Source organism: Klebsiella sp. HMSC16C06 (assembly GCF_001808325.1).
GTDB lineage: Bacteria > Pseudomonadota > Gammaproteobacteria > Enterobacterales > Enterobacteriaceae > Klebsiella > Klebsiella variicola.
Genome location: NZ_KV793012.1, coordinates 429,848 through 444,188, shown reverse-complemented (window position 1 = coordinate 444,188; position 14,341 = coordinate 429,848). Strand labels below are relative to the sequence as shown.

At 60.3% G+C, this 14,341-nt stretch carries 10 protein-coding genes; 7 read left to right on the top strand and 3 right to left on the bottom strand.

Features of this window, described 5'->3' with window-relative positions; all coding sequences use genetic code 11:
* Positions 1–17: 17 nt before the first annotated feature.
* Positions 18–2,705 carry a cation-transporting P-type ATPase gene (locus tag HMPREF3142_RS20940; protein WP_008805724.1) on the top strand — a complete coding sequence of 896 codons (2,688 nt, stop codon included), beginning with the start codon at positions 18–20 and terminating at the stop codon, positions 2,703–2,705.
* Positions 2,706–2,992: 287 nt separating this feature from the next.
* On the opposite strand, the gene HMPREF3142_RS20935 is transcribed toward HMPREF3142_RS20940, so the two are convergent.
* Positions 2,993–4,276, bottom strand: coding sequence for a putative acyl-CoA thioester hydrolase (locus tag HMPREF3142_RS20935; protein ID WP_008805725.1), 1,284 nt, complete (start codon positions 4,274–4,276; stop codon positions 2,993–2,995).
* A 154-nt stretch (positions 4,277–4,430) separates the two neighbouring features.
* On the opposite strand from HMPREF3142_RS20935, the gene hutI reads away from it, so the two are divergent.
* The 6 genes from hutI (at position 4,431) to HMPREF3142_RS20905 (ending at position 12,325) form a co-directional block, all read left to right on the top strand.
* Positions 4,431–5,750, top strand: a complete 1,320-nt coding sequence (gene hutI, locus HMPREF3142_RS20930; RefSeq protein WP_176747626.1) for an imidazolonepropionase — start codon at positions 4,431–4,433, stop codon at positions 5,748–5,750.
* Positions 5,747–6,703, top strand: coding sequence for a formimidoylglutamase (gene hutG / locus HMPREF3142_RS20925; protein WP_064170847.1), 957 nt, complete (start codon positions 5,747–5,749; stop codon positions 6,701–6,703). The genes hutI and hutG overlap by 4 nt, the downstream gene beginning before the upstream one ends.
* Positions 6,704–6,764: 61 nt before the next feature.
* Positions 6,765–7,490 (top strand): histidine utilization repressor, encoded by a 726-nt coding sequence (locus HMPREF3142_RS20920; protein WP_008805728.1) that lies wholly within the window; start codon positions 6,765–6,767, stop codon positions 7,488–7,490.
* 142 nt (positions 7,491–7,632) lie between these two features.
* Entirely contained in the window at positions 7,633–9,321 is a 1,689-nt protein-coding gene (gene hutU / locus HMPREF3142_RS29980; protein ID WP_008805729.1) for a urocanate hydratase, read from the top strand.
* Complete coding sequence (hutH, locus tag HMPREF3142_RS20910) at positions 9,318–10,844, top strand: histidine ammonia-lyase (protein WP_032729716.1); 1,527 nt, start codon at positions 9,318–9,320, stop codon at positions 10,842–10,844. The genes hutU and hutH overlap by 4 nt, the downstream gene beginning before the upstream one ends.
* Positions 10,845–10,942: 98 nt before the next feature.
* Positions 10,943–12,325: an amino acid permease gene (locus HMPREF3142_RS20905; RefSeq protein ID WP_012968669.1), complete on the top strand. Its 1,383-nt coding sequence runs from the start codon at positions 10,943–10,945 to the stop codon at positions 12,323–12,325.
* Between the two features lie 100 nt (positions 12,326–12,425).
* On the opposite strand, the gene HMPREF3142_RS20900 is transcribed toward HMPREF3142_RS20905, so the two are convergent.
* Entirely contained in the window at positions 12,426–12,902 is a 477-nt protein-coding gene (locus tag HMPREF3142_RS20900) for a kinase inhibitor (protein ID WP_008805732.1), read from the bottom strand.
* 70 nt (positions 12,903–12,972) lie between these two features.
* Complete coding sequence (gene bioA, locus HMPREF3142_RS20895) at positions 12,973–14,262, bottom strand: adenosylmethionine--8-amino-7-oxononanoate transaminase (RefSeq protein ID WP_070612584.1); 1,290 nt, start codon at positions 14,260–14,262, stop codon at positions 12,973–12,975.
* Positions 14,263–14,341: the final 79 nt, after the last annotated feature.

Genomic DNA, 14,341 nt, shown 5'->3' with positions numbered 1-14,341 from the left:
AAATCGAGGGAGAGAGTATGAATACAGATAAACCGGGGGCGCCCTTCTATCAGCGTTCCGTCGAGGAGACGCTCGCCAGCGTGCAAAGTACGCCGGAGGGCATTAGCGGGACAGAAGCGGCCACACGCCTGCAGCAGTATGGCGAAAACGCCCTGCCGCAGAAGCCGGGTAAGCCAGCCTGGCTGCGTTTTATCGTGCATTTTAACGATGTACTGATCTACGTGCTGCTGGCGGCGGCGCTGCTGAAGGCGGTGATGGGCCATTGGATCGACATGGCGGTGATCCTCGCGGTGGCGGTCGTCAATGCGCTGATTGGCTTCATCCAGGAAAGTAATGCGGAGAAATCGCTGCAGAGTATCCGCAATATGCTGTCCAGCGAAGCGGTAGTGATCCGCCAGGGTAACCATGAAACCATCCCCACCACCTCGCTGGTACCCGGCGATATCGTGGTGATCCGCGCCGGCGACCGTATCCCCGCTGATTTACGGGTGATTGAGGCGCACAACCTGCGGGTGGAAGAGGCCATCCTCACCGGGGAGTCAACGGTGGTGGAAAAAACCACCGAGCCGCTGAGCGGCGATTTACCGCTCGGCGATCGCAGCAACCTGTTGTTTTCCGGTACCACCGTCAGCTCAGGGGCGGGCAAAGGGATCGTGGTGGCAACCGGCGGCGATACCGAGCTGGGTCACATCAACCAGATGATGGCGGGCATTGAAAAACACCGTACGCCGCTGCTGGTGCAAATGGACAAGCTGGGCAAAGCCATCTTTATCCTCATTCTGGTGATGATGGCGGCGCTGTTCGTCTTTAGCCTGCTGTTCCGCGATATGCCGGTCTCCGAACTGATGCTGTCGTTGATTAGCCTCGCGGTGGCGTCAGTCCCGGAAGGCTTGCCGGCGATTATCTCGATTATTCTGTCGCTCGGTGTGCAGGCGATGGCGCGCCAGAAAGCGATTATCCGCAAGCTGCCGACGGTGGAAACCCTCGGCGCGATGACGGTTATCTGTTCGGATAAAACCGGGACCCTCACCATGAACGAAATGACGGTGAAGGCGGTGATCACCGCGGACAGCGTCTATCGGGTGGAAGGGGATAGCTATGAGCCGGTCGGTAAGATCCACGCCATTGATGACCCGACGCCGGTCGCGGTCGCGCCTGGCACGCTGTTCGAACGCTATCTGCGTACCATCGATCTGTGTAACGACAGTCAGCTTATTAAAGATGAGAGCGGGTTGTGGAAAATCACCGGTGGCCCGACCGAGGGGGCGCTGAAGGTACTGGCGGCGAAGGTTACTCTGCCGCCGCTGACCAGCGAGCTGCGCAGTAAAATTCCTTTTGATTCGCAATATAAATACATGTCGACCCTCTACCGGCTGGGTGAAGAGGAGGTGGTGCTGGTCACTGGCGCGCCGGATGTCCTGTTCCGCCTGTGTCAATATCAGCAGAGCGACAGCGGATTGCAGCCGCTGGATCTACCGTACTGGGAAGGCAAAATTGAAGAGTACGCCCGGGAAGGGCTACGGATGGTGGCCGCGGCCTGGAAGCCGGCTTCCGCAGGCCAGACGGAACTAACCCATCAGGATCTGCAGCAGGGGGTGATTTTGTTAGGGGTTGCCGGGATGATGGATCCGCCGCGTCCGGAGGCCATCACGGCGATTGCCGACTGCCTGCAGGCCGGGATCCGCGTGAAGATGATCACCGGCGACCATCCGCAAACGGCGATGAGTATCGGCAAGATGCTGGGGATTGGCAATGCGGGGAATGCCATTACCGGGCGCGAACTGGAGGTGATGGACGACGCGCAGCTGAGCGTGGCCGCGCAGCAGTATGATATCTTTGCCCGAACCAGCCCGGAAGATAAGTTCCGCCTGGTGCAGGCCCTGCAGAGCAAGAAAGAGATTGTCGGGATGACCGGCGACGGGGTGAACGATGCTCCGGCGCTGAAGCAGGCTGACGTCGGCGTGGCGATGGGGATCAAGGGGACCGAGGTGACCAAGGAAGCCGCCGATATGGTGCTGACCGATGATAACTTCGCCACCATCGCCAGCGCGGTCCGCGAGGGGCGTCGGGTGTATGACAACCTGAAGAAAACCATTCTCTTTGTCATGCCGACCAACCTTGCGCAGGGGTTACTGATCGTGATCGCGCTGCTGGCGGGCAACGTACTGCCGCTGACGCCGGTGCTGATCCTGTGGATGAACATGGCCACTTCCGCCACGCTGTCGTTTGGTCTGGCGTTTGAAGCCGGTGAGAAAAATATTATGCGGCGGCCGCCGCGTGATCCGAAAATTCACGTCATGGACGGCTTTGCCATCTGGCGCGTGGCGTTTGTGGGGTCGATGATTGCGGTCAGCGCATTTATTCTCGAAGCCTGGCTGCAGCCGCGCGGCTATTCGCCGGAGTTTATCCGTACCGTGCTGTTGCAGACCCTGGTCACCGCCCAATGGTTCTATATGCTGAACTGCCGCGTGTCGGATGGTTTCTCGTTGACGAAAAGTCTGCTGGCTAACAAAGGGATCTGGATTGTCAGCGGCGTGCTGCTGGTGCTGCAGCTGCTGATTATCTATGCGCCGTTTATGCAGATGCTGTTCGGTACCACCGGGCTGCCGTTCCGCTACTGGGTGATCACCTTCATCATCGGCTTCGCGATGTTCCTGATCGTTGAACTGGAAAAACCGCTGACCCGCAAATGGCGAACCGCCTGACGGCGTGACGTGCAGTACGCAAAAGAGAACACGCAAAAGAGAAGAGGGGGCATCGCCCCCTCTCTGGCTGACGACAAACCTGTTTCGTCATTGTGCTCGCATTTCTGCCGGGTGGCGGCATTCGCCTTACCCGGCCTACGAAAGACTTCAATATCAAACCGTTATGCAGTTATCTGTAGGCCCGCGCAAGCGCAGCGCCGCCGGGCAATTCCTGAAGATTGCACGTTGTCAGCAGTCTGGGAGAGGGCATCGCCCTCTCTTTTATTATGGTTCACGCTTGTTGCGCGTTACTGTTTCGGCTCGGCGACCACAGTGCTTCCCACGCCGCGGTTGTTATATTCCCACATGCGATTGACGCTATTGTCGTTGAGGTTGCGCTGCAGATTGCCTTTGGCATCTACTGCGCCAACGTTACCGCTAAAGGCACGGTTTGAACCGACCGCTGCCGCCCACGGCTGGGCGATGTTAAAGCCTTCATTGATGACGCTGTCGCGGATCACGACCTGGCCATTGCTGTTGCCGTCAACGTCCAGCGCGCGGCCCAGCTGCGCGACGTTATCGCCGGACGCGGTAAAGCGGCTGTTGGTCGCCAGGAAGCCGTAGGTCACGCTCTTCAGGGTAGCCGGCGCGAAAACATAGGCTTCTTTCTGGGTACGCGAGTTCACCACGCGGAAATCGGTGTTATCAAATACCACCGCGCCGCGACCGGACACGATATCCACATCGCCTTCAATGTAGCTGTTGGTCACCAGGGTGCGGGTCTGGCGGTTATCCTGCAGACGGTTCTGCACGCCGCTGTTGGTCACAAAGAAGGTGTTCTGACGGCCAAGAATATTGACCTTGTTGATCTGCACCTGATCGCCATCGGTGCGCAGGGCGACGGCCTGGTGAGTACCGGCGTCGACGCTGTCGCCAAGGTTGTTGGCGATGGTCAGGTTCTGCAGCTGCAGGCCGTTATTCTGCGACCAGAAGACCGCAGAGCACATCACGCCGACGGTGGCCGCGGATTTATTCTGGCAGCTATCGAACATATACCATGCCGGTTTGCCTGGCATATATTTACCGCCCGGATTGACCAGACGGCGCCAGGTGTTGCGATCCATTTCAGAATCAATGGCTTCGCTGATTTTCACGTCAATTGGCTTGTCGCCAGTACCATACAGGGTCAGGGCGCCAGGCGCCGCCGGTACGTAAACCGTTCCCGGGTACTCGCCAGGCATGATGGCAATAAACAGACGGCGATTTGAATGACGGGCAATCGCCGCATCGACCGCCGCCTGGACGGTGGTATGGGTCACGCCCTGGGTTCCCGCCGGGCCAACGATAAAGTCAGGCTGCGCCGGCAGGCTGATGGCAGATGGCGTCCAGGCCGCGGCATTGGGAGTCAGCGACTGGAAATAGGCCGCCGGGGTAAAGTTTTTCGCTTCATCGGCGTTCAGAATGGGACGCGCGGTGGTGCCCGGTGCAGTCTGCGTAGAGGGCTGTTGATCGGCAGGCGTCGAGCTACAGGCGGACAGCGTCACGCCGAAGGCCAGCGCCAGCGCCAGACGGGAAACGGAATATGTGTTCATGTTGCTCCGGGCAAAATTAAGCGTAGTGAAATACCCCGGCTGAGACGCCAGGGTATAAGTCCTTTAAAACCTGCTGTTTTATACTAACTTGAACGAAACGGGAAGACATGGGCGGAAAAACTTACCGTCTTTACGCAACGTTCAGTCCTGCTGGATGGTCTTTAGTCACAAAAAAATAACATTTCCCCGCGCTATTGTTGACTTTATCGGCGTTATGAAAATAAATGTCTATACAACCCATGACAAGTTAAGCGTTATGACTCAAGCCACCTCTGAACGCGTTATCTGGCGAAACGCGCGTCTCGCCACCCTGAACCCTGATTACTCTCAACCCTACGGTCTGCTGGAGCGCCATGCGCTGCTGGTGCGCAATGGCCGCATTGAGGCAATTGTCGCCGACGCTGACGCCCCCGGCGGGCGCAGTATCGATCTCGAAGGCCGGCTGGTTACGCCGGGTTTAATCGACTGCCATACCCACCTGATCTTTGGCGGCAGCCGGGCGCAGGAGTGGGAGCAGCGGCTGAACGGCGTCTCCTATCAAACCATCAGCGCTAACGGCGGTGGGATTAATTCCACCGTGCGCGCCACGCGCGACAGCAGCGAAGCTGAACTACTGGCGCTGGCGCAGCCGCGTCTGGCGCGCCTGCTGCGTGAAGGGGTGACCACCCTGGAGATTAAATCAGGCTACGGTCTCGATCTGCAAAACGAACGCAAAATGCTGCGGGTCGCCCGCCAGCTGGCCGACGACAATGGCGTGGAACTGTCGGCGACGTTGCTCTCCGCTCACGCCACGCCGCCGGAATATCATGGCGACGCCGATGGCTATATCTCGCTGGTCTGCGAGACCATACTGCCGACGCTGTGGCAGGAGGGACTGTTTGAAAGCGTTGACGTCTTTTGCGAAAACGTTGGCTTCAGCCCGCAGCAAACTGAGCGCGTCTTTCAGGCGGCGCAGGCGCTGGGCATTCCGGTAAAAGGCCACGTTGAGCAGCTCTCGTCGCTGGGCGGCGCACAACTGGTGAGCCGCTATCACGGACTGTCCGCCGACCATATCGAGTATCTGACGGAAGAGGGCGTGGCGGCGATGCGCGAAAGCGGCACCGTGGCAGCTCTGCTCCCCGGCGCGTTCTACTTCCTTAATGAAACCCGCAAACCGCCGGTGGAACTGCTGCGCAAATACCAGGTGCCGATGGCGGTGGCGACCGATTTCAACCCCGGCACCAGCCCCTTCGCCAGCCTGCATCTGGCGATGAACATGGCCTGCGTCAAGTTTGGTTTAACGCCGGAAGAGGCCTGGGCCGGGGTAACGCGCCATGCCGCGCGGGCGCTGGGGCGGCAGGACAGCCACGGTCAGCTGGCGGCGGGCTTTGTGGCTAACTTTGCCATCTGGGATGCCGAGCATCCGGTCGAGATGGTGTATGAGCCGGGGCGCGCGCCGCTCTGGGGACGCGTGGTACGAGGAGAACGGCAATGATGCTGTGGCAAGCTACGCCCGCCAGTCTCTGGCAGGGACGCGATGATAGCGCGGAAGCGCCCAATGCGCTGCGCCTGTTCCAGACTATCGCCCGCGCGGAACGCTTCGCGCCGCAGGCGATGCCCGGCGATATCGCGCTGCTCGGCTTCGCCTGTGACGAAGGGGTCCGGCGTAACAAAGGGCGTACCGGCGCCGGGCATGGTCCGGAAGCGCTGCGCCGGGCGCTGGCCAATATGGCCAGCCATCAGGGCCACGACCGCTGTGTGGATATGGGCACGATTAGCGTCGATGGCGAACAGTTAGAAGCCGCGCATCAGGCGCTGCGCGAGGCGGTGGCCGCCTGCCAGCGTGCCGGCAAACGCACGCTGGTCCTGGGCGGCGGTCATGAGACGGCCTTCGGCCATGGCGCTGGGGTTCTGGATGCCTTCCCGAGCGAAAAAGTGGGCATTATTAATCTCGATGCGCATCTGGATTTACGCTTTGCCGAATGCGCCAGCTCCGGGACGCCGTTCCGCCAGCTGGCGCTGGAGTGTGACGCCCAGCAGCGCGGTTTTCACTATACCTGCATCGGCGTCAGCCGGGCGGCGAACACCCAGGCGCTATGGGATGAAGCAGCGCGCCGCCAGGTGGCTGTCGTTGAAGATCTGGCGGTGCTGGCGGACTTCGACACTCACGTGTTGCCGGAGCTGGAGCGCAATATCGCGCAGTACGATCGTCTGTATCTGACCATCGATCTCGACGTGCTGCCGGCGCGCGAAATGCCGGCGGTTTCCGCGCCGGCTGCGCTGGGCGTGCCGCTGGCAATCCTGCTGCGCATCGTTGAGCTGTTGTGCCGCAGCGGAAAGCTGCAGGCGGTGGATTTGGTCGAGTTTAATCCGCAATTTGACATCGACGGACAGGGTGCCCGCGCGGCGGCCCGTCTGGCATGGCAAATCGCCCATTGGTGGCGCTAGCGATCCGCGCTATTATTTTCGCTTCGCCGCTCCGCTTATTATGCATAAGGAAAGCCAGGCCATGTTTGCACAACAACCTCGTTCCGCGCCCGCGCCTTTCTATGAAAAGGTGAAGCAGGCGATTAGCGAAAAAATCTACCGCGGCGAGTGGCGTCCGCACGACCGAATTCCCTCGGAGGCTGAACTGGTTGCCCAGTTCGGCTTCAGCCGGATGACCATCAACCGCGCGCTGCGCGAGCTGACGGATGAAGGCCTGCTGGTCAGGCTGCAGGGGGTCGGGACCTTCGTCGCCGAGCCGAAAGGGCAGTCGGCGCTGTTTGAAGTGCGCAGCATTGCCGATGAAATTGTCTCTCGTCGCCATCAGCACCGCTGTGAAGTGCTGCTGCTGGAGGAGACCGAAGCCGATCTCATTCAGGCGGAGGCGCTCACCGTCGCCGAAGGCACGCGTATCTTTCATTCACGGATGGTGCATTTCGAAAACGAGGTTCCGGTACAAATCGAAGATCGCTGCGTGAATGCTGCGGTGGTGCCGGATTACTTGTTACAGGATTACACCACTACCACGCCGCATGATTATCTGTCGCTGATCGCGCCATTAACCGAAGGCGAACATATTGTCGAGGCGGTGCAGGCGACGTCAGAGGAGTGCGCGTTGCTGCGCATTCTGCCGCACGATCCCTGCCTGCTCATTCGCCGTCGCACCTGGTCGAAGACGCATATCGTCTCACACGCTCGCCTGCTGTTCCCCGGCGCGCGCTACCGTCTGCAGGGCCATTTCAGCTCGTAATTTTCCCTGGCGTCAGCAAAACGTGATTGCTGACGCAATATAACAAAATTGTATCATTTCTGTTAAATCCTGGCTTGCGCAGAGTTGTATAGACAAGTATATGTATCTACGTACACAACGTTAATTGTCAGGAGAAACCCCGATGTCGCAAAGCAAATATCGCCAGCTGGACGTCCGTGCACCGAGAGGCACGACGCTGACCGCCAGGAGCTGGTTGACCGAAGCGCCGCTGCGTATGTTAATGAACAACCTCGATCCCGATGTCGCTGAAAACCCGCATGAGCTGGTGGTCTATGGCGGTATTGGTCGCGCTGCGCGCAACTGGGAATGCTATGACGCTATCGTGAAGGCGCTGAAAAACCTGGAAAGCGACGAGACTCTGCTGGTGCAGTCCGGCAAACCGGTCGGCGTCTTTAAAACGCATGAAAACTCGCCGCGCGTGCTGATCGCTAACTCCAACCTGGTTCCGCACTGGGCCACCTGGGAACACTTCAACGAACTGGATGCCAAAGGGCTGGCGATGTACGGCCAGATGACCGCCGGCAGCTGGATCTACATCGGTAGCCAGGGCATCGTGCAGGGCACCTACGAAACCTTCGTCGAAGCCGGTCGCCAGCACTATCAGGGCAGCCTGAAAGGGCGCTGGGTGTTAACCGCCGGTCTGGGCGGCATGGGTGGCGCGCAGCCGCTGGCCGCGACGCTGGCGGGCGCCTGCTCGCTGAACATCGAATGTCAGCAGAGCCGCATCGATTTCCGTCTGCGTACCCGCTACGTGGATGAACAGGCCACTTCTCTGGATGACGCCCTGGCGCGCATCAAAAAATACACCGCCGAAGGCCGCGCCATCTCCATCGCGCTGTGCGGCAACGCTGCGGATATCGTGCCAGAGCTGGTGAAACGCGGCGTGCGCCCGGATATGGTTACCGATCAGACCAGCGCCCACGATCCGCTGCATGGCTATCTGCCGAAAGGCTGGAGCTGGGAGGAGTATCAGCAGAAAGCCGAATCCGATCCGCAGGGCACCATTCTGGCGGCGAAACGCTCAATGGCCGACCACGTGCAGGCGATGCTGGCCTTCCACGAGATGGGGGTGCCGACCTTCGACTACGGCAACAACATTCGCCAGATGGCGCAGGAAGTGGGCGTCAGCAACGCCTTCGATTTCCCGGGTTTCGTGCCGGCGTATATCCGCCCGCTGTTCTGCCGGGGTATCGGCCCGTTCCGTTGGGTAGCGCTGTCCGGCGATCCGCAGGATATCTACAAAACCGACGCGAAAGTGAAAGAGATCATTAAAGATGATAAGCATCTGCACCACTGGCTGGATATGGCGCGCGAGCGCATCAGCTTCCAGGGACTGCCGGCGCGTATCTGCTGGGTAGGTCTGGAGTGGCGTCAGAAGCTCGGTCTGGCGTTTAACGAAATGGTGCGCAGCGGCGAAGTCTCCGCGCCGATCGTGATTGGCCGCGATCACCTTGATTCCGGCTCCGTCGCCAGCCCGAACCGCGAAACCGAAGCCATGCGCGACGGCTCAGATGCGGTATCAGACTGGCCGCTGCTGAACGCCTTGCTTAACACCGCCAGCGGCGCGACCTGGGTGTCGCTGCACCACGGCGGCGGCGTAGGTATGGGCTTCTCGCAGCACTCCGGGATGGTTATCGTCTGTGACGGTACCGATGAAGCGGCGGCGCGTATCGCTCGCGTCCTGCGCAACGACCCGGCGACCGGCGTGATGCGTCATGCCGATGCGGGTTACGATATTGCTATTGAATGCGCAGCAGAACAGGGTCTGAATCTTCCGATGGTGGCAGCAACGCAGGGGAACGCTAAATGAAATCGTTAACGCTCATTCCGGGGAAACTGAGCCTGTCGCAGCTCCGCGAGGTTTACAGCCACCCGCTGAACATTACCCTCGACAGCAGCGCGTTTGCCGCCATTGATGAGAGCGTGGCCTGCGTCAACGCCATCCTTGCCGAAGGGCGTACCGCCTACGGTATCAACACCGGTTTTGGCCTGCTGGCGCAAACCCGTATCTCGACGGACGATCTGGAGAACCTGCAGCGTTCGCTGGTGCTGTCCCATGCGGCGGGCGTAGGTGAGCCGCTGGACGATGACCTGGCGCGCCTGATTATGGTGCTGAAGATTAACAGCCTGTCTCGCGGTTTCTCCGGGATCCGCCTGAGCGTGATCCAGGCGCTGATTGGCCTGGTCAATGCCGGCGTGACGCCGTGGATCCCGGCGAAAGGTTCCGTCGGCGCCTCCGGTGACCTCGCGCCGCTGGCGCATATGTCGCTGACCCTGCTGGGTGAAGGCAAAGCGCGGGTTCGCGGTGGCGAATGGCTGCCAGCGACCGACGCGCTGCGTCAGGCGGGGCTGGAGCCGATAACCCTGGCGGCGAAAGAGGGCCTGGCGCTACTCAACGGCACCCAGGCCTCAACCGCTTTTGCCCTGCGCGGTCTGTTCGAAGCCGAAGATCTGTTCGCCTCCGCGGTCGTCTGCGGGGCGTTAACCACTGAAGCGGCGCTGGGTTCGCGTCGTCCGTTCGACGCGCGTATTCACGAGGTGCGCGGCCAGCGCGGGCAGATTGATGCGGCGGCACTGTATCGTCACCTGTTGACCGATGACAGCGCGATCTCGCGGTCGCATCATAATTGCACCAAGGTTCAGGATCCGTACTCACTGCGCTGCCAGCCGCAAGTGATGGGCGCCTGCCTGACGCAGATCCGCCAGGCGGCGGAAGTACTGTTAGCCGAAGCGAATGCGGTCTCCGATAACCCGCTGGTCTTTGCCGCCGAAAATGACGTCATCTCCGGCGGTAACTTCCACGCCGAACCGGTGGCGATGGCGGCGGATAATATCGCGCTGGCGATCGCCGAAATCGGCTCGCTCTCCGAGCGTCGTATCGCGCTGATGATGGACAGCCATATGTCGCAGCTGCCGCCGTTCCTCGTGAAAAATGGCGGCGTCAACTCCGGGTTTATGATTGCCCAGGTCACAGCGGCGGCTTTGGCCAGTGAAAACAAAGCGCTGTCACACCCGCATAGCGTTGACAGCCTGCCGACGTCCGCCAACCAGGAAGACCACGTCTCGATGGCGCCGGCTGCCGGCCGTCGGCTGTGGGCGATGGCGGAAAACACCCGCGGCGTACTGGCCGTTGAGTGGCTGGCGGCGGTGCAGGGCCTGGATATGCGCGAAGGGCTGACCACCAGTCCGCTGCTGGAAGAGGCGCGCCATCTGCTGCGCGAACGCGTATCTCACTATACGCAGGATCGTTTCTTCGCCCCTGATATTGAAAATGCCATTGCACTTTTGGCTGCACGTCACCTGACGCGTCTGCTGCCTGCCGTACTGCATTAATCACCGTTGTTCTCTGTACCCGCGTCGGGGGAAGTCATTCCCCCGGCCGACCTACATCGCATATTTGTCGTCATATAAAAAAATCAGGACACCTGTATATGCAACAACAACACAAACCGCATCTGCTGCGCGGGCTGAATGCCCGACACATTCGTTTTATTGCGCTCGGTTCCGCTATCGGCACCGGGCTGTTCTACGGTTCGGCCTCCGCCATTAAGGCGGCGGGCCCGGCGGTGCTGCTGGCCTACCTGATTGGCGGCGCGGCGGTCTTTATGGTCATGCGCGCGCTGGGTGAAATGGCGGTGCGCAATCCGGTTTCCGGCTCCTTTGGCAGCTATGCGCGCCAGTATCTCGGGCCGCTCGCCGGGTTTATCACCGGCTGGACCTATACCTTTGAAATGGTGATCGTGGCGCTGGCCGACGTCACCGCGTTCGGTATCTATATGGGGTTGTGGTATCCCGATGTGCCGCGCTGGATCTGGATCCTCAGCATCATTTTCTTTATTGGCGCGATGAACCTGTGCAACGTGCGGGTGTTCGGCGAGATGGAGTTCTGGCTGTCGCTGATTAAAGTGGTGGCGATTATCGCCATGATGGCGGCGGGCGCGGGGATCATCTTCTTTGGCTTTGGCCATAGTTTCCCGGCTACCGGGCTGGAAAATTTGTGGAGCCACGGCGGCTTTGCGCCACATGGCTGGCAGGGGATCATCGCTTCGCTCGGCATTGTGATGTTCGCCTTCGGCGGGGTGGAAATTATCGGCGTCACCGCGGCGGAAGCGCAGAACCCGAAGAAGGTCATCCCGCAGGCCATCAACACCATTCCGCTGCGTATTATTCTGTTTTACGTCTGCACCCTGGCGGTGCTGATGGCGATCTTCCCGTGGAATAGTTTTGGCGAGCAGGGCAGTCCGTTTGTGCTGATCTTCGATGGTCTGGGGATCCCGGCGGCGGCGACCGTGCTGAATATCATCGTGATTAGCGCCAGTATCTCGGCGATTAACAGCGATATTTTTGGCGCCGGGCGCATGATGTACGGCATGTCGAAAGAGGGGCTGGCGCCGAAGTGCTTCCAGCGGCTCGCCAGCAACGGTGTACCCTGGATGACGGTGGTGGTGATGGGCGTGGCGCTGCTGGTGGCGGTGGTGCTTAACTATCTGATGCCGGAACAGGTCTTTGTCCTGATTGCCTCGCTGGCGGCGTTCGCTACCGTCTGGGTATGGCTGATGATCCTGCTCTCTCATTTCTCGATGCGTCGCGGTTTGTCGGCCGAAGAGCGCAGTAAGATCGAATTCCCGATCCCCTTCTGGCCGGTTGGCCCGCTGTTGACGCTACTGTTTATGGGGCTGGTGATCGCCGTGCTGGGAATGGTGGAAGAGACGCGCGTGGCGCTGTTAGCCGGGCTGGTCTGGCTGGGGCTGCTGACGGTGGTGTGGTACGCGCGCGTGCGTAAAACCGCGCTGCAGGTGGCCACGGAACAGTAAGGTCAATCTCCCCGGTGGCGCTGCGCTTACCGGGGCTACAAATGGCACTGACTGTAGCGAGTAGCCCGGATAAGGCGTAAGCCGCTATCCGGGGGGATAATTAACTAAACAGGGCGGTGATGGAAGCGCTGGCGAGGGAATGGAAATGGACGTTAAAGCCGACCATCGCGCCGCTGGCCTCGGCATCGACATCAATCTTATCGATATCCAGGGCGTGGACGGTAAAAATGTAGCGGTGGGTTTCACCCTTCGGCGGCGCCGCGCCGCCGTAGCCTGCCTTACCAAAATCGGTGCGGGTCTGAACGGCCTCTTCCGGTAGCTCCGCCTGACCGGAGCCGGCACCCTGTGGTAGCACCCGAGTATCGGCAGGCAGGTTGGCTACCACCCAGTGCCACCAGCCGGAACCGGTCGGTGCATCCGGGTCGTAGCAGGTGACGACAAAGCTTTTGGTGCCCGCGGGCACATCATCCCACATCAGGTGCGGCGAAATATTGTCGCCATCATAGCCCATGCCGTTGAAGACGTGACGATTGGGCAGCTTGCCGCCGTCCTGGAGATCGTGACTGATCAATTTCATGCTTCATCCTCATTGATAATGTGCAGATTAACAAAGAAGTGTAGCCTTCCCGGCGGCGCAAATCCGCTGTTTATTCGCTAAAAAATGTTTCGTCCTGCACGGCCAGGTTGACCGCACGGGTCAGGCGGGTCAGCTGTTTGGGCGTGATGATGTACGGGGTCATCAGATAAATCAGACGGCCAAACGGGCGGATCCACACCCCTTGTTCGACGAAAAAGCGCTGCAGGGCGGCCATATTTACCGGACGCCGGGTTTCAACCACGCCAATCGCGCCCAGCACGCGCACATCGGCGACCAGCGCAGATCCCCGCGCCGAAGCCAGCTCGGCCTGTAGTTGGGCTTCAATCGCCGCCACCTGCTGTTGCCACTCGCCGCTCTCCAGCAGGCGCAGGCTTTCGCTTGCCACCGCGCAGGCCAGCGGATTGCCCATAAAGGTGGGGCCGTGCATAAAGCAGCCGGCTTCGCCATTGCTGATGGTTTCCGCGATCTCGCGGGTGGTCAGTGCGGCGGAAAGAGTCATGGTGCCGCCGGTCAGCGCTTTACCCAGACACAGAATATCGGCGGCGATACCAGCGTGTTCGCAGGCGAACAGTTTGCCGGTGCGGCCAAAGCCGGTAGCAATCTCATCGGCGATCAGCAAAATCCCTTCCCGGTCGCACATTTTACGCACCCGCCTCAGCCACTCCGGATGGTACATCCGCATTCCGCCGGCGCCCTGGACGATCGGTTCGAGGATCACCGCGGCGATGTCGTGGCGATGCGCGGCCATCAGGCGGGCAAACGGCACCATATCCAGCTCATCCCACTCGCCGTCGAAGCGGCTTTGCGGCGCGGGAGCAAACAGGTTATCCGGCAGGTAGCCCTGCCACAGGCTGTGCATTGAATTCTGCGGATCGCAGACCGACATCGCGCCGAACGTGTCGCCATGATAGCCGTTGCGGAAGGTCAGGAAACGACGACGCGGCTGGCCTTTGGCCTGCCAGTACTGCAGCGCCATTTTCATCGCCACCTCTACCGCCACCGAACCGGAATCGGCGAGGAAAACGCACTCCAGCGATTCCGGGGTCATCGCCACCAGTTGGCGGCACAGCGCCACCGCCGACGGATGGGTGATCCCGCCGAACATCACGTGCGACATCTGATCGATCTGCGCTTTCATCGCCGCATTGAGGCGCGGGTGATTGTAGCCGTGGATCGCCGCCCACCAGGAGGACATGCCGTCAATCAGCTGTTCGCCGCCGGCGAGGGACAGCTCGCACCCGTGGGCGGAAACCACCGGGTAGACCGGCAGGGGGGAAGTCATAGAGGTGTAGGGGTGCCAGATGTGGCGCCGATCGAAGGCGAGATCGTCCAGTGTCATAAGCGACTTGTAAACCATTTTGAAAACATTTAGGTTTACGAGTATAAACCGAACCGCAAATTAACAAAACCTTTTGGAG